At 51.3% G+C, this 17,041-nt stretch carries 12 protein-coding genes; 4 read left to right on the forward strand and 8 right to left on the reverse strand.

Annotation, left to right across the window (positions count from 1 at the left end; genetic code table 11):
* The first annotated feature begins 6 nt into the window (after positions 1-6).
* Together TREPR_RS11940 and TREPR_RS11945 are read left to right on the forward strand one after the other, a co-directional pair.
* Positions 7-2,322 carry a dipeptide/oligopeptide/nickel ABC transporter permease/ATP-binding protein gene (locus tag TREPR_RS11940; RefSeq protein ID WP_015708577.1) on the forward strand — a complete coding sequence of 772 codons (2,316 nt, stop codon included), beginning with the start codon at positions 7-9 and terminating at the stop codon, positions 2,320-2,322.
* Entirely contained in the window at positions 2,323-3,306 is a 984-nt protein-coding gene (locus TREPR_RS11945) for an oligopeptide/dipeptide ABC transporter ATP-binding protein (protein ID WP_015708578.1), read from the forward strand.
* Between the two features lie 79 nt (positions 3,307-3,385).
* Here the strand turns inward: TREPR_RS11945 and TREPR_RS17925 are convergent, their stop codons facing one another.
* From TREPR_RS17925 to TREPR_RS11965, 4 genes are all read right to left on the reverse strand, one after another.
* Complete coding sequence (locus TREPR_RS17925) at positions 3,386-4,174, reverse strand: RapZ C-terminal domain-containing protein (protein WP_015708579.1); 789 nt, start codon at positions 4,172-4,174, stop codon at positions 3,386-3,388.
* Positions 4,175-4,201: 27 nt separating this feature from the next.
* Complete coding sequence (locus tag TREPR_RS11955) at positions 4,202-5,314, reverse strand: ABC transporter ATP-binding protein (protein ID WP_015708580.1); 1,113 nt, start codon at positions 5,312-5,314, stop codon at positions 4,202-4,204.
* 1 nt (position 5,315) lies between these two features.
* Positions 5,316-7,109, reverse strand: a complete 1,794-nt coding sequence (locus tag TREPR_RS11960; protein WP_015708581.1) for an ABC transporter permease — start codon at positions 7,107-7,109, stop codon at positions 5,316-5,318.
* A gap of 97 nt (positions 7,110-7,206) precedes the next feature.
* Positions 7,207-8,337, reverse strand: coding sequence for an ABC transporter substrate-binding protein (locus TREPR_RS11965; protein WP_015708582.1), 1,131 nt, complete (start codon positions 8,335-8,337; stop codon positions 7,207-7,209).
* A gap of 275 nt (positions 8,338-8,612) precedes the next feature.
* Between TREPR_RS11965 and TREPR_RS11970 the strand changes: the two genes are divergently transcribed.
* Together TREPR_RS11970 and TREPR_RS11975 are read left to right on the forward strand one after the other, a co-directional pair.
* On the forward strand, positions 8,613-10,499 hold the full coding sequence (locus TREPR_RS11970) for a DEAD/DEAH box helicase (RefSeq protein ID WP_041611174.1): 1,887 nt from the start codon (positions 8,613-8,615) through the stop codon (positions 10,497-10,499).
* Between the two features lie 54 nt (positions 10,500-10,553).
* Positions 10,554-12,251, forward strand: a complete 1,698-nt coding sequence (locus tag TREPR_RS11975; protein ID WP_015708584.1) for an ABC-F family ATP-binding cassette domain-containing protein — start codon at positions 10,554-10,556, stop codon at positions 12,249-12,251.
* A 13-nt stretch (positions 12,252-12,264) separates the two neighbouring features.
* Here the strand turns inward: TREPR_RS11975 and TREPR_RS11980 are convergent, their stop codons facing one another.
* From TREPR_RS11980 to TREPR_RS11995, 4 genes are read right to left on the reverse strand one after another with little or no spacing between them, the layout of a single operon-like run.
* Positions 12,265-13,518: a uroporphyrinogen decarboxylase family protein gene (locus TREPR_RS11980; RefSeq protein WP_015708585.1), complete on the reverse strand. Its 1,254-nt coding sequence runs from the start codon at positions 13,516-13,518 to the stop codon at positions 12,265-12,267.
* Between the two features lie 19 nt (positions 13,519-13,537).
* Positions 13,538-14,524, reverse strand: a complete 987-nt coding sequence (locus TREPR_RS11985) for a sugar ABC transporter substrate-binding protein (RefSeq protein WP_015708586.1) — start codon at positions 14,522-14,524, stop codon at positions 13,538-13,540.
* Positions 14,525-14,582: 58 nt separating this feature from the next.
* Entirely contained in the window at positions 14,583-15,545 is a 963-nt protein-coding gene (locus TREPR_RS11990; protein WP_015708587.1) for an ABC transporter permease, read from the reverse strand.
* Positions 15,523-17,031, reverse strand: a complete 1,509-nt coding sequence (locus TREPR_RS11995; protein WP_015708588.1) for a sugar ABC transporter ATP-binding protein — start codon at positions 17,029-17,031, stop codon at positions 15,523-15,525. Before TREPR_RS11995 ends, TREPR_RS11990 begins: the two co-directional genes overlap by 23 nt.
* Positions 17,032-17,041: the final 10 nt, after the last annotated feature.

Genomic DNA, 17,041 nt, shown 5'->3' on the forward strand with positions numbered 1-17,041 from the left:
GTTGCCATGAAACGCTTTTTAAACTACCTGAAGGCCCGTCCCCTGGGCCTGGTTTCCCTGATAGTAATACTGTTCCTCTACCTGGTTATGATCTTCGCAGAATTTGTGGCCCCCTATAAGCCCACCACCACTTTTGGAAGCATGACCTACCACCCGCCCAACCTGCACATAGGCTCTGAAGGCCCTGCAGCCCAGGAAGCCCGGGTGATCAATTCGGTAAACTGGAAGTACGCCCGGGTCAGGGGCGCCTACCACGGGGTGCGTTTTCTTGCCCGGGGCGAACCCTACAAACTCTGGGGCCTCATCCCTGCAGAGCGGCATCTCTTCACCACTGGCCCCGCAGCGGGTTTATCCGGAACCTACCCGATCTTCATCCTGGGAGCGGATCACCTGGGAAGGGATCTTTTCTCCCGCATCGTCTACGGTTCCCGTATCTCCCTCACCATCGGCTTTATCGCCACCGCCATCTCACTGTTTCTGTCCATGCTCCTGGGGGGCCTTTCAGGCTTTTTCGGGGGCCTCACAGACTGGACCGTCATGCGCTTTTCAGAATTCTTCATGCTCATACCAGGGCTCTACCTGATACTATTCCTGCGCTCCCTTTTATCCTCCACCATGGACTCAGGCCAATCCTACATGATGATCACAATTATTCTCTCCCTGGTAGGCTGGCCCGGATCAGCCAGGACCATACGAGGTATGGTACACGCCATCAAACGTGAAGAATTCGTCATGAATGCCCACCTTGAGATGATCCCTTCACCGGTAATCATCCTGGGACACATCATCCCCCAGATCGCCAGTCTCCTTATTGTAAGCATCGCCCTTTCTGTGCCCGGTTTCATCATGACTGAAACCACCCTGTCCTATCTGGGCCTTGGCATAGTGGACCCCGCAGTAAGCTGGGGCTCCCTGATCCGCCGGGACATCTCCACCATCAGCAATCTAAGAAATTTCCCCTGGCTCCTCTCCCCGGTCTGGGCCCTCCTGGCAGTCACCCTGGGTTTCAACTTCCTGGGCGATGCCCTGCGGGACTACTACGACCCCTACCACACAGTGTTCCGTGGCCGCCGGCTGTTCAAGAGGAGGACCCCAAAGGACGAATCAGCAGTAGCGTTACACACCGGGACAGGTATTTTAGCGAGGGAACCAGCGGTTCAGAACACAGGGCCAGATGGTTCAGAAACAGCGCCACAACACAACGGGGCTCCAATTTCAGCGCCCCTGCTCGCCGTAAAAGATCTGTCGGTCAGTTTTACCGTGCTACGCGGCAATGAGGCAGTTTCCGTTCAGGCGGTACGGGGAGTTTCTTTTACCCTGGAGCGGGGAGAAATCCTGGGCATAGTCGGGGAAAGCGGGTCAGGGAAGAGCGTTACCACCCAGGCCATACCGGGCTTGCTTCCGGAAAGCGCCGTTGTTAACGGTTCCATAAAATACGAAGGCGAAGAGATCATCAATCTGGAAACAGAAAAACTGCGGTCTTACAGGGGCAGGAAAATTGGCATGATCTTCCAGGAGCCGGGCCGCTCCTACGACCCCCTTCAGAACATGGGAAGTGTGTTTCTGGAAACCTTCCGCAACAGCGATCCTGCCATTACCCGTGAGGCAGCCCTGAAAAAAGCCGCCGCCCTGCTTAACGAGACCGGGCTCCCAAATGGCCGGGAGCGGCTTTCCAATTTTCCCCACCAGTTTTCCGGAGGCCAGTTGCAGCGCATCGGCATAGCCCTGGCCCTGGCCCAATCCTGCGAACTCCTGATCGCCGACGAGCCTACCACCGCCCTGGACGTGACCATACAAGCCCAAATAGTGGATCTCCTTAAGACTTTGCGGAAAACCCGTCGCATATCAATTATCTTCATCAGCCACGACATCGATCTGGTGGCGGACATCTCGGACCGTATCATGGTGATGTATGGCGGCCTGGTGATGGAATCCGGCCCATCCAAAGCCTTCACCGCGGCGGCACAGGTGGTGGCAACCGGCCCGGCTAATGCCGTCACCGATGGCACACACAGGGCACCCTCCTCCGATGTCGTATCCCATCCCTACACCAAGGCCCTGCTGGCGGCCTCCCCCCGTTTCGGAACCCATTACTCCGGAACCCGGCTCATCTCCATACCAGGAAAGGTGAGCGATCCTGCCCGCCCCGAGCCAGGATGCCCCTTTGCCCCCCGCTGCCCGGAAGCGCAACATAGCTGCGCGGGGAACTCTCCGACCAAAGTCGGCGTTGCAAGTTGCGCCCAGGACATACCGTCTCTCCGCTCCCTCCTTGGGGATCGCGTAATACGATGCGTATTACATAGCGAAAAGGCGGGTGTATAGATGGCTTTGATCAGCGTAACAAATCTGCGTAAACGCTTTAACCTGGAAGCAGGCTTCTTCGCCCGGTTCGGCCGCTTCGTCTATGCGGTGAATGGCGTTTCATTCACCATTGGCCAAAACGAAACCTACGGCCTGGTAGGGGAATCGGGATGCGGCAAAACCACCACCGCCCGGCTCCTGGTCAGGATGTACGAAAGCGACGAAGGCACCATCAGCTTTCAGGACACCATTGATGTGGGCTCCCTCAAAGGTTCCTCTTTGAAAAAATACCGTGAACAGGTAAAGTACGTGTTCCAGGACCCAGCCCGTTCCCTTAACCCACGGATGAGCATTTACAAAGTACTCACCGCCGGGTACCGCCATTCCACCCGCTGGCCCGGCGAAAAACAGGCCCGTGAAGAAGCGGAGGCGATCCTGGAAGAAGTAGGCCTGGGCGCGGCAGACCTGGAACGGCGGCCCGCAGAATTTTCCGGGGGCCAGCGTCAGCGCATCTCTATTGCCCGGGGCCTCCTGCCCCAGCCGGATCTCCTGATCTGCGACGAAGTAGTTTCCGCCCTGGACGTTTCCATCCAGGGGCAGATCCTCAACCTGTTAATAGACTTAAGGCAGCGGCACAATCTCTCCTTCCTGTTCATCGCCCACGACCTCAAGGTTGCCTCCTATTTTTGCGACCGTATCGGCGTTATGTATCGGGGCGAACTTATGGAAGAGGCGCCGGCAGCGGACCTTTTCCGGAACTGCCTGCACCCCTATACCAAGCTGCTCTTTTCTTCTGCGGGAAGCCTTAACAGCAATCCTACGGGGCCTACCACAGCCAGAGAACCCCTAAGGCTCAGCGGAGAACTGCAAACCCCGGTCACGGAGCTTACAGGCTGCGCCTTTGCGGAACGCTGCCCCCTGGCGGAGGAACGCTGCCGCCGGGAACACCCGGAGATGCGGGAAACCGGGTGGATGGGGCAGAAGGTGCGATGTTTTATTTTGTAAGAAATTATCAAATTTCTCTCTCTATCATTATATGATATACCAGTTATACTATAACAACCCCGAAAGAGCGCATCGCCGTTTATCTCAAGACTGCGAATCTTCCCCGAGGCCAGCGCCCCGCCTCCATCTCCCGGTGACGGATCGTAACAGGGCACCCCTTTTCTTGCATCCTGCTGCCCAGGGCTTCCGCCATGGCCACTGATCGGTGCTGTCCGCCGGTACAGCCTATGCAGATCCTCAGCAGAGGCTTTCCCTGTTCCCTGAATGAACGGATAAGGGTTTCTGCAAGGAGTACAAGGGCTTCCAGGGTTTTATGAGAATTTTCAAAGCTAAAAACATAGCCCGCGCAGGCTTTGTCTCTTCCGGTAAGGGGCCTGAGGGAATATACGTAATAGGGATTGGGGATAAACCGGACATCGATCACCGCATCCCCTGAGGCAATCCCGTAGCGGTAACCGAAGGACAGGATCTCCAGGGCGGTATCCGCCCGGTAAACACGGTTTTCCCCAAGGGCGGCAACCCGGTCCGCTTCTTCCTGAACGTTCATATACCCGCTGTTAAGGATAAGATCCGCCCGGGACCGGAGGGGCTCAAGGATCTTCCGGCAGTTTTCCAGTTCTGCGGCCCATCCTTCCGGGTAAAGCCCGGGGGCCTGTCCGATTGGAATATTTTCTGTTCCCGCCCGGCGTTCAAGCAGGACCGAATCCCCGGCTTCCATGAACACCAGGGCCGCTTCCGGAGGAAGGTTTTCCGGCTCAGGGCCTGCCGCTATGAAGAGTTCTTTCCCCACGAGGCCCCTGGTCTTCAGTTCTTCTAATAATGTGGTACGTCCCGAAAAAGGATACCCCGCCAATACAACCGGAATCATACTACAGATAATCTACCTGCAAAGCGCCTATACCACAGAAAGCTTGCCGAGACCCAGGTTATTCCCGCTGGCCTTATCAAAGAGGATACAATTGTCTCCTGCAAAGGCGATCCCGATTTCGGCATCCACCTGATAATCCACGGCGCCAAAGACGACCAGGGTAAGTATCAATTTCCCCAGGCTGATCTTCACAATGGTTTCCATTCCTGAAGGCAGGGCCGCATAGATCCTGGCCTTCACCTTACTGGTATTGTCAATCCGGATAAATTCGGGACGTATTCCCAGGGTAACCGGAGTACCGTCCACACTCTTTTTCTCTCCTGCGGGAGTAAACAACAGGTCCAGCCCCTGGGCCTTTACGTGTATCCCCTCCGGGCTGCTCTGGGCGTCGCCGTCAATAAAATTCATGGTCGGACTACCGACAAAATCACCCACAAAGGCATTGGCAGGATTATTGTATACCTCCAGGGGCGGCGCATACTGCTGAACAATCCCCTCCTTCATGAGGCAGGTCTTGGTAGAAAGGGTCATGGCCTCCAGCTGATCATGGGTTACGTATACAAAGGTAGCATGGGTCTCCGCATGGAGCCGCTTGAGTTCCGAACGCATTTCGGTCCGCAGTTTTGCATCCAGGTTGGACAGGGGTTCGTCCATGAAAAGCACCGAAGGGTTTGTTGCCAGGGTCCGGGCTATGGCAACCCGCTGCTGCTGGCCCCCGGAAAGTTCACTGGGGTAGCGTTTACCCAGGGCTTCAATCTTGAGCGTACCTAGCAGTTCAGCAATTCTGTCGCGGATTTTCTCTTTGCTCCACTTCATATTTTCGAGGCCGAAACCAATATTCTGTTCCACCGTCATGTGGGGCCAGAGGGCATAATTCTGAAACAGGAAGCCCACATCCCGCTTGGCCGGGGAAACATCGGTCCCTTTCTCGGAGGAATAAACGATTTTTCCATCGATGGTAATTTCCCCCTCGGTGGGCGTTTCCAGTCCGGCGATCATCCGCAGGGTTGTGGTCTTTCCGCACCCCGAAGGACCCAGGAGGGTTACAAAACTGCCATCCGTAATGGTCAGGTTAAGATTATCCACCGCGGCAAATTTGCCGTACATCTTCGTTACGTTCTTAAGAATTATTTCTGGCATATTATCCTCCGATTCCCTTGTCTATTGATGCGCCGGTCAGTTTATTAATGACGCCGTTGAAGAGCAGAACAATGAGTATGATCATCAAATTGATAGCATTGGCATACTGATTCCATCCCTTTTCATTGTACTGAAAAAGCATGGTGGTGAGTATTCGGGTACTCGGTACGATTAACAATACAAAGAGGGACAGTTCCCGCATACAGGAAATAAAGGGCAAAAGGTATCCCGAAAGGAAACTGGCTTTTTGTATGGGGAAAATGATCCGCAGCATCCGTTTCCACCAGGGAATTCCCACGATAAGCGCCGCCTCTTCTATTTCGTTGGAGAGCTGCAGCATGGCGTTCATCCCCGACCGGGAGGCAAAGGGAAGGTACTTTACCGAACCCACCAGCACCAGCAGGGCAAAGGAACCGTACAGGGCGGGGATAAACAGAACCGGCCGGGCAAACATGGAAAGGTACACCGCGCCAAAGGCCATGGAAGGCATCAGGTAAGGAAAGAATGCCAGGTTGTTTACAAAGGCGGAGAGTTTACTGCCCCGCCTTCTGACTATGGCATACCCCGCCAGGGCGCCCACGGTGCCGGAAATAACCGCCACCACCACCGAAAGCCGTATGCTGTTCCAGAGCCCCAAATAGATAAACTGGTTCCGCAGTATCCCTGGCTCACCGCCGCCTATATCCTCCCGGCCTGCCCCGGCCCAGAATTGCAGGGTGAAATTCTTAAGGGAATAATCCCCCGGGGCCATGATGAAGGATTCTATAGTAAATGAAATAAGGGGCAGAATGGCTACAACGGCGACCAAAACCAAAAGGATTATGGAAATGGGAAGCCTGAGATTTTTAAGGTGTACCAGAGAAATATTGGAGCTCTTCCCGGTAACCGTGGTAAAGGACCGCCGTTTTCCCACAAACCACTGCTGGAACATCAGAATCCCCGTACCAATGACGATCATCACCAGGGCCATGATATAGCCATAACCCGGATTAAGGCCGTTGAGGGTACGGTAAAGCTGGGTGGTCAGCACCTGGAAGCGAACGGGCATCCCCAAAAAGGCCGGCACCGCAAAGGCGCTCATGCAGCTGGAAAATACCAGGAGGAAGGTGGAAAGCACCGCGGGCATGACAATGGGCAGGGTAATCCGGCAGAATATTTTTATACGGCTGGTTTTGAGGATCACCGCCGCCTCTTCCAGGTTGGCGTCCATGTTGCGGAGAATGCCCCCGATAAGGATATACGCAAAGGGGGCATAGTGCAGTCCCTGGACCACAATGATGGGAAACACCCCGTAGGCAAACCAGTTGGCGGTCTCTATCCCCGTGATGGCGGTAAAGAGCCCCTGGGCGCCCCCGATAAGACGGTTGCGGAAAAAGTTCCGCCATGCCATAGCCAGGGTCCAGGAGGGCATGATATAGGGAAGGATAAAGGTTGTCGAAATGAAGGACTTCCACTTTAGATCACTGCGGGTAATGAGCCAGGCGACGCTGCCCCCCAGCAACAGGGATACTACGCAGCTCCAGAGACTCGTCATTATGGTATTCCAGAAGGGACGGTAAAAAATATTCAGACTGGTCTCCCCGTCCAAAAATATCTTCCGCCAGTGAAAATTGGTAATGTCCCCGATTTTTGCACCCCGGACCGACATCACCTCCGAGGGATGCACAAGCACTGTGTCCCGAATCAGGGATATCAGGGGAAACAGGGTAAGAAATACCAGGAGAACCGCCAGAACCGCCAGAATCACATTGTGCGGTTTCCGTGAAAAAGCCCGTAATTGCCTTCCTATTGTCATAGTAGGCCCCCTTGTGTTCTATAACCGGCCCGGTTAAGGAGCCGGGCGGGCGAAACATTCTAATTGCGCTACTTGCAACGCAGTTCCCTGCGCAGAACTATTTTTTATAGGCGATGTTGTTTACAAATTCTTCCACATCCGCGCGATTTTCAAAAATAAACTGGGGATCCTCGGGAACAAGCCGGGTTTCCCAGAAGGATACCGGATGATCCCCGTCGTTAATTTTGACCGACGGATTGGGGGAATAGGCGCCCACATCCTTTGCCCAGGGGGCGAATCCTTCGGCGGTCATGAGGTACTCAATGAACAGCTTAGCCGCATTGGGATGCCGGGCATTGGCGGTAAGGTGGAGGAACGCGGGATACATGAACCCCGAAAAGGGTTCAAGTTCGGTCATAGCGGTAAGCGCCAGGTTTTTACCCGCATCAAACCGGGTCTTGGAATACACAAAAAGTCCCATGGTGGTCGCAGGCTGACCCTTAACACCGATGTTTTCGGAAATAGTGGTATCGCTGTTACCCAAAACCAGCCCGTTTCCAAAAAAGGCCTTGATCCATTCATACCCGGCATTCTTGGTGGTTAACACAAGCTTCTTGCCGTAGAGGTTTTCATAGGCCTTTTCCAGTTTGCCGCTCCATTCAGGAGAGGTAAGCATGGTAAGAAAATTCATGTTAACCCCTTCGGTATTGGGGTCCTTAAACTGGACCAGTCCCTTCCATTTGGGTTCCGTAACTTCCCACACATTTTTGATCACCGGCTGATCGGTTTTTTCGCTGTTAAAGATGAATACCTTATTGATAAGCTGGAAGATCAGGGGGTCCTGATACTGGGCGGGGATCACACTTTTAAGGGATTCGGGAACATAATTTACCAGGTAATTTGTAGCAATCAGCTGGCCATAAACCCTGCCTGAATCCTGGGAAATGACAAAATCCGCCCCGTCGATGCGACCGCCCACCTCTTTAGTCACCTTTTCGATGAGTTCACCGTCTTTAAGATTGGAATATTCTACTTTGATGCCATACAGCTTTTCAAAAGCCTCGGATGCGCTGGAAATCCGGGAAGTAATGGAATAAACCACCACCCGGCCTTCCTCCTTGGCTGCGCTTACCAGTTCGTCATGGGTCAGTACCTTTTCGGCCCCCGCTCCGCCCTTAGCAGTATCCCCAGATTTTTGACACCCCGCCAAAAGAACGCCAATGGCCAGTAAAACAAGTATCTTTTTCATAAGTTCTCCTCAAAGTAACATTTAGATGCCTGGCTTTCTTTCGAAAGCATTTTTATCGAAAATACCATCCATACGTAAGAACAATGGACTAAGTCTTGCCCACTTTAACGATAATGTCAAGATAAATCGCCGATTTCACCAGAACCCTATGTCCAAGCAGAATACCCCCTGGTCATCGTAACCCGGTATTACCCAATACCTTCATACATAACCAAAGAACTACTATATATAAAGCCCCTTCCCATTTTCACAAAAAACCTATATAAATTAAGTACATGAATTTTACCGAATTTAACCTGCACCCCGACCTCCAACGGGGCATTGCAGATATGGGCTATGAAAACTGTATGCCCGTTCAGGAACAGGTGCTTAGCAACGCCTTTGGAGGGCAGGACCTCTATGTGCAATCCCAGACCGGGACGGGGAAAACCGCCGCCTTTCTGGTTGTCATATTTCAGCGTCTCCTTTCGGAACCCCTGATAAACGGGAAAAAGGCCCTGATCATGGCCCCTACCAGGGAGTTGGCGGTCCAGATCGAGGAAGAGGCCAAGGAACTGGGCAAATACCTCCCTTTTAAGGTAGGGAGCTTTTACGGCGGAGTCGGCTATGCCCAGCAGCAGCAGCTCCTCAGGGATAATGCCCAGATCATGGTAGGAACCCCCGGGCGGGTCCTGGATTTGAACAGTTCAGGCTATATGAACCTCATGGATCTGGCCTTCCTGGTCCTGGACGAAGCGGATCGCATGTTCGACATGGGCTTTTACCCGGATCTGCGGAAACTTATCAAGGTAGTACCCCCCGCAGATCGGCGGCAGACCATGCTTTTCAGCGCCACCCTCAATGCCTGGGTAAAAAACCTTGCCTGGGAGTATACCAAGACCCCTCTGGAAATCGAGATTGAGCCGGAAACGGTCACGGTGGTGGAAATCGAGCAAACCCTCTACCACGTACCCAGCGACGACAAGATGAAGTTCCTCATGGGCATTTTTGAGCGGGAAAAGCCTGAAAGCGCCATTATTTTCTGCAATACCAAAAAATACACCGAAATCGTAGCAAGGCGACTGGAGATAAACGGCATAAAATGCGAATTCATCATGGGTGACCTGCCCCAGGCAAAGCGGCTCAAGATCATCGAAGATGTAAAAGCCGGTATTACCCGGTTCCTGGTAGCCACCGATGTAGCCGCCCGGGGCCTGGACATTGATAACCTTGCCATGGTGATAAACTACGACCTCCCCACGGAGGCGGAAAACTACGTCCACCGCATAGGCCGCACCGCCCGGGCGGGCAAAACCGGCAAGGCCATAACCCTGGCCAGCGAACAGGACGTGTACGAACTGCCCCCCATAGAGCGCTATATTGGGAATAAAATCCCTACCATCATAGCCGAAGAATCCCTCTACGGAGTGGACAAGAGCGAAGGTATGCGTATCCGTACCGATTCCTACGATGACCGAGGCCACCGTGACCGTGACAGAGGCGGCTCCCGGGACAGGCGTCCGGAAGGCGGCAGAGGCCGCGGTGATGGCCGTCGGGACGGAGGACGCGGCGAAGGCGGTTTCGGCCGGAACGGAGGCCGCAGCCGAGACGGGGGGCGAAACGAAGGCAGCTTCCCCCGGGACAGAGAAAGGCCCGCAGAACAAGCCCAGGATACTCGATCCTCCGGCCCGCGCTCAGGGGACCAAAGGCCCGGAGGCCGCCGCCGCGAAGGCCCACAACTTGCAACGAAGTTCCCCGCGCAAAACCGGAGCCAGGGAAGGCGCCCGGAAAACGCCACAACAGCCTCGGCGCCCCAGGACGCAGAACTAACCAAGCTTTCCTACGATGAACGCATGGCCTTCTATAAGCAGAAGTACGGAGAATCCGGGGATGGGACTGGCGAAAAAGGACGGGGTAAAAGGCCCGGCAACCGGCAACGGAATTCCGAAGCCGGCCCGGCTTCTTCCGGAACTCCCCGGGCCGACTCCGAAGGGGGCCGGAATGCTAAGCGTGGCAGAGGCCGTCGCCAAGACGGAAGGCCCCGGAACCAACGGGAAGATGGGCAAAGGGACAACAGGCCCCGGCAGGATCAGGGCACCCAAACAGGGCAGAGTGGGCAGCCGAAAAAGGGCCTCCTGAGCAAGATTTTTGGTATTTTTAAGAAGGACCAAGAAAAAGGGTGATTTCAAATGAAAGCATTCTTTTAGATTTAATAGTTTAGTACAGATGGAGAACCAGTGATTACCGTAACCGATCTCAGCCTCAGCTTTGGAGAGCGCAGCCTCTTTAAGGACGTTAACCTCAAATTCACCCCCGGAAACTGCTATGGCGTCATAGGCGCCAATGGAGCAGGAAAGTCCACCTTTCTCAACATCCTTTCCGGGGAAACCGAACATGACAAGGGCGAAGTCTCGGTCAGTACCGGGGAGCGGATGGCAGTACTTCGCCAGGACCACTTTGCCTTCGAGTCCTACCAGGCCCTGGAAACGGTAATCATGGGCTATGAAAAGCTCTACCAGGTGCAGAAGGACCGGGAAGCGATCTACGCCAAGGAAGACTTCACCGAGGCGGACGGGATGAAGGCCAGCGAACTTGAGGCGGACTTCGCCGATTTGGGAGGCTGGGAAGCAGAAGCCCAAGCGGGGCAGCTCCTTTCCGGGCTCGGCCTGGACGAAGAAGACCACGGAAAACTCATGGCGGATCTGGACGAATCCAAAAAGGTGAGGGTGCTTCTGGCCCAGGCTCTTTTCGGCAACCCGGACCTGCTCCTTTTGGACGAACCCACCAACGGCCTGGACCTGGAATCCATCGCCTGGCTTGAGGAATTCCTCATCAACTTTCCCAACACCGTAATAGTGGTGTCCCATGATCGGCACTTCCTCAACGCGGTATGCACCCATGTCTGCGACATTGACTTTGGCAGGATCACCCTCTATTCGGGGAACTACGATTTCTGGTACCAGATGAGCCAAATGCTCCAGCGCCAGGCCAAGGACCAGCTCAAGAAGCGGGAAGAAAAGGCCCGGGACCTCAAGGAATTCATCCAGCGTTTCGCTTCCAACGCCGCCAAAAGCCGCCAGGCCACAAGCCGCAAAAAGGTCCTGGAAAAGCTGGACCTGGAAAATGTGGTGGTCACCAGCAGAAAGTTTCCCTACGTGGGCTTTAAGCCCGAACGGGAAATTGGCAACAACATACTGCGGATAGAAAAACTGCGGGTAGAACTTGGCAGCCACGCAATCGCCGTCAATAAAACTGATGCCGGCGGCAAAGGCAGCGAAAAAGACTCAGACTTCCAGGAACTCAGTTTTACGGTTAACAAAAACGACAAAATCGCCTTTGTGGGAGCGGAACACCTTTCAAAGACCATGCTCTTTGACGCCATAGCCGGCATTGCCAAACAGGAAAGTGGCGACTACTACTGGGGGCAGACCACCTCCTTCTCCTACCTCCCCAAAGAAAACAGCAGTTTTTTTGACTCCGACCTTTCCATCACCGACTGGCTCAAGCAGTACTCGGCAGACCAGGACGACACCTATGTGCGCAGCTTCCTGGGGCGCATGCTCTTTTCCGGTGACGAGGCGTTAAAACCGGTGAATGTCCTGTCCGGGGGCGAAAAAGTCCGGTGTATGCTCTCAAAGATGATGCTCTCAGGGGCCAACATCCTCATCCTGGACGAACCCACCAACCACCTGGACCTGGAATCCATCACCGCCCTCAACGACGGCCTCATCGCCTTCCCCGGGGTGATCCTCTTCAACTCCCACGACCATGAATTTGTCACCTCCGTAGCCACCCGGATCATCGAAATAGTGCCTGGCGCCATCCCCGGAGGCATCATCGACCGCATGATGCCCTTCGACGAATACCTGGAGGACGAGCAGGTAAAATCCCTGCGGGCCGAAGCCTACCACCATGCGGAACGGCTACGGATTTAGGAGCCCTAAAGCCTTATTTCCGAAACTGTTTAACTGCCTCCAGCATAGCGAGAAAATTTTCAATGGGCGTATTTAATTGGGTGTTATGGATAGTATTAAACACAAAACCCCCGTTTTGGTTATAAATTTTGATCCGTTCGATTACCTGATCATAGACCTCCTGGGGAGTACCAAATGGCAGCGTTTTCTGGGTATCTACCCCGCCGCCCCAGAACGTTATCTTACTCCCAAATTTCTCTTTTAACTCCCCGGGATCCATTCCTGCGGCGCTATTCTGTACAGGATTAAGAATGTCTATTCCAGCCTTAATCAGGCTGGGGACCAGGGGCATTATTGAACCGCAGCAATGCTTAAATATCTTCCATTTTGTATTCTGATGAATCCAATCGGTCATGCGGCGATAATAAGGAAGATATACTTCATCAAAGAGGACTGTGGAACACATGGGCGCCATTTGGGTCCCGAAGTCGGTCCCGCAGAGGTAGAGGATATCTATATTATCGCCAACTGCCTGATAATACCGTTTAAGATTTTCCACCGCTACCTCAGACTGCCTATCAAATACTTCTTTGAGAAAATCCTGGCGGCTTCCCATGGTTACATACCATTCAGTGATATCCCGAATACCTTTTGGGTTTTTCAGGAACACAGCGGGAACCATGGAAACATCCCCCAGGGCTGTCCCACCGATCCCGCCAATAACCGCACGTTCTGTTTTGCTTAAGGATTCAGCCTGCTGTTGAGCATAACGCAGTTCTTCTTCCTTTATGGGCACAAATTCCTCAGTGTTATCCTTTACTGAAGGATTGTCATCATCAAAAGGTTCCTGACGCACTATTGCATCAAAATAATATCCTCCCTTTGGTATAAAACCGCTGGGAGGCGCAGTCGTATCTCCCTCAGGATATTGGAAAATACCTCCATTTTGCTCTACTTTTGTATTGAAGTTTGCGGGCACCAGTACCGGAGTACCATCAAAAAGAGTCCAGGGTTTCCATCCGTCATTACGAAAACCAAACATATTGTTATATGCCATAATAGGTATACAATCACAATCAAGCTTTTCCAGCAGCTCCTCATCGATTTCACCTAACAATTGATAACAGCAGGTTACACGTATCGGCTTATCGGCAAGCTTGAAGGCTTTGCGCAGTTTATAAACCGTAGATGCACTGATTCCCGTTACGGCGGTAGAGCCAAAATCTACCGGCACTTTATCAGGCTGGCGGTGTTCAAGCGCGGCCCGGACTCTTTCTTTTGATGTCATATTCTTTCTCCGTTTTACCTTATTTGTCCATATATTGAGTATAATTTGTGGGTGTCACATCAAATAAATCAATATAGGTACTTTGTGCAATCTCATTGCCCAGATAATATTCTGCGGCAATATCTGCACAGAGTGTCCCGATGCTTGGCCAGAATACAAATACTGCATAATCTTCTACCCCTTCACGGATAGCATCAGCATCCCAGGTACCTAATGATATAACACCGCAGGTGGTTACATCATTAGTCATGTTAGCCGATTTAAGCGCTTCAATTGCCCCGGTAATCATTTGGCCGTCAGCAGCAACAATAGCACCAATTGTTTTACCGTATGCCTGTATCCAGTCTTCTGTTACCTGCATGGCCCGGGCAACTTCAAACATACCGGTCTGAGCCGAAATCACCTTGAGGTCCGGGCGGCCACCTATTCCTGCCCTGAACCCTTCTTCCCGGAACAAAGTCGCTTCACGGCCAGGCACACCCTGCAGGTAGCAAATATTTGTATTTTGGGGCAAATTAGCGGCGCACCAATCCCCTTGCTTTCGCCCAAGTTCGGTTTCATTAAAACCGACAAATTTCCATTCCCCTCCGGATGCTTCGGTACCAACCATAAATACCGGAACCCCTGCGGCATTGCATTGTTCCACAGAAGCGGTATTCCCTTCAGTATCAACTCCGATTATAAAAATAATATCAATACCATTAGTCAGCATGGTCTCCACATTAGTTGCCTGCCTTTCAATATTTAAGTCTGAATCAGCAGTAAGGACCTCTATCTTATCAACCCCAACCTTTTTTAAAAGTTCATCGGATTTCATTCTGTCAATAAACTTGAGCATCGAAGGATAACAAACCGGATCCCGATCGGCAATGTTAACAAACCCAACCCTATACAGATATTCACCGGATTTTTTCCCGGCGCCGCCATCTTTCCCCTTACATCCCGCAAGAAGACCGATACTAATAAGCCCAACCACCAACCAAAACAAACCATTAATCCTCTTCATCCTTTCCTCCTCGAAAGTGATATATATATCAACCTTTAGGGTTAATATTTTTTATAAATCAGTTGCTTTTAGCATTCCGTACCCTGATATCAATGATAACCGCCACAGCAATAATGGCGCCCTTTGCTATCTTTTGAGAATAGGCGCTGACATTTAAAAGGGTCATAATATTAAGAAGTACGCCGACAAGTATTGCCCCTGCAACGGTGCCATAAACTTTACCAAGGCCTCCGCTCATGGAAGTGCCACCTATTATAGCCGCAGTAATCGCATCAAATTCATAATTTTCAGCCCCCAATGGCTGGCCTGAGTTCAGCCGGCTCATCAACATGACTCCCCCCAAACCTGCCATAACCCCTGCAAATACAAATGCTTTTATTTTTACCTTGTTTGAATTTATTCCCGAAGCCCTGGCTGCATCTTTGTTTCCCCCAACCGCATATACATACCGGCCAAAGCGCAAACGGTTCATCATAATCCAATATATTACCAACACAATCATGGTGATTATAATCGAAACCGGTACTATACCAATGTAGCCTTGCCCTATAAAAGCAAAGGATCTGTCCAATCCTGTAACAGGCTGTGCATTTGTAAATGCCAGAATTACGCCCCGGGCAATAAACTGAGTCGCCAGGGTCATAATAAACGAAGGTATACGGCAGGCGGTTATCACAAACCCGTTAAAAAAACCCAGGAGAAAACCACAAGCCAGGCCTGCCACAACAGCAAGTGCTACATTTTTCGTAGCCGACATGACCAGGGCAGCAACAACCCCGGAAAATGCAGCGACTGAACCGGCAGACAGATCAACTTCCCCTGATATTAACACCATCTGAGAACCAAAGGCTATTATCATTACCACGGCGTTCTGCCTGAGTATATTACTTAAATTCCTGAACGATAAAAAAGCACCGCTTAAGAAAGAAGAGATAATTACTGCGACAAACAATATTATAAAAATACCGTATCGCTGATACGTCTTTGCCAAATTAATATTACTCAGCCTTCGATTGTTCATTTTCGAATCCCCTTATTGCAAATTCCATTATCCGCTTCTGAGAAAATTCAGAACGATTCATTTCGCCGGTAAGTTTGCCCCGGGACATAACTACAATACGGTCGCTCATACCGATTAGTTCAAGCAGTTCGGAGGAAATCATAATAATGGAAACTCCCTGTTTGGCAAGTACGCACATCAGCTTATAAATTTCGTATTTGGCCCCTACATCTATGCCCCTGGTTGGCTCATCAAGAATCAGAACCTTGGGTGATTTTAACAGCCACTTTGCCAGAACTACCTTCTGCTGGTTACCCCCCGAAAGCGAAGATACCAGATCGTTTTGAGATGATATCTTTATTGATAATTTTTCTATCATTTCATTAACATTACTTTTTTCTTTCCTAAAATTTAATAATCCGTATTCCATAATTTCTTTTAAACTTGAAAGAATTATATTCTCCCGCACGGATAAACAAAGCACAACCCCTTCCCTTTTCCTGTCTTCACTTGTCATAAGGATCCCCGCTTCTATGGCATCCTTCGACTCCCTTATACGGAGCTGCTTCCCCTCAAGAAACATCTCCCCGCTTTTAATTTCTTCCAGTCCGAATACTGCACGAAATAGTTCGCTGCGGCCTGCGCCAACGAGGCCCGCCACTCCGACTATTTCTCCACGGCGCACATTCAGGCTGACATTATGAAACCGCCAGCCATCAAGTTCCCGGATTTCAAAGATACTGTCGCCAATTTCTACGTCTTCCTTAGGAAACTGCTCCCTTATTTCCCTGCCCACCATTTTTTCAATAATGCCATTTTTATCGATGTCCTTTATTGGGCAATTAAACACCCATTTACCGTCCCTAAAAATGGTTACCTCATCACATATTTCAAAGATTTCATCGATTTTATGGGATATATAAATAACGCTGATTCCCTGGGCCTTCAACTGCCTGATTTTTTCAAAAAGCAGCATTGTCTCTGATTCGGTGATAGAGGATGTAGGTTCGTCCATAATAACCACAGAGGCATCCCGTGAAACAGCTTTAACGATTTCTATTAAGGCAAGATCCGAAATGCTCAGATTTCTCATCGTAGTATGGGAATTATACTTAAACCCATAATCATCAAGGAGTTTTTGCGTATCCCTGTACAGTTTTCTTACATCAATCAAATTTATTTTATTAAGCGGTTCACGGCCAAGAAAGATATTTTCCGCTATGGTCATATCAAGGATGGGGCTTAGTTCCTGGTGAATCGTAGCCACCCCAAGATCAAGCATCTGCTTTGGATTCTGTGGTATTATCCTTTCTCCTTTATAAAAAATATCCCCTTGATCCATTTTATAAATACCATTTATAATCTTTATAAGCGTTGATTTTCCGGCGCCGTTTTCACCGCATAGTGCGTGAACACACCCGGGCTTAAGATTAAAATGGACATTATCCAATGCCCTTACGCCAGGAAATGCCTTTGAGATACCCTTCAGTTCAAGTACATATTCCATAGACTATCCC

It is taken from the genome of Treponema primitia ZAS-2 (assembly GCF_000214375.1).
GTDB lineage: Bacteria > Spirochaetota > Spirochaetia > Treponematales > Breznakiellaceae > Termitinema > Termitinema primitia.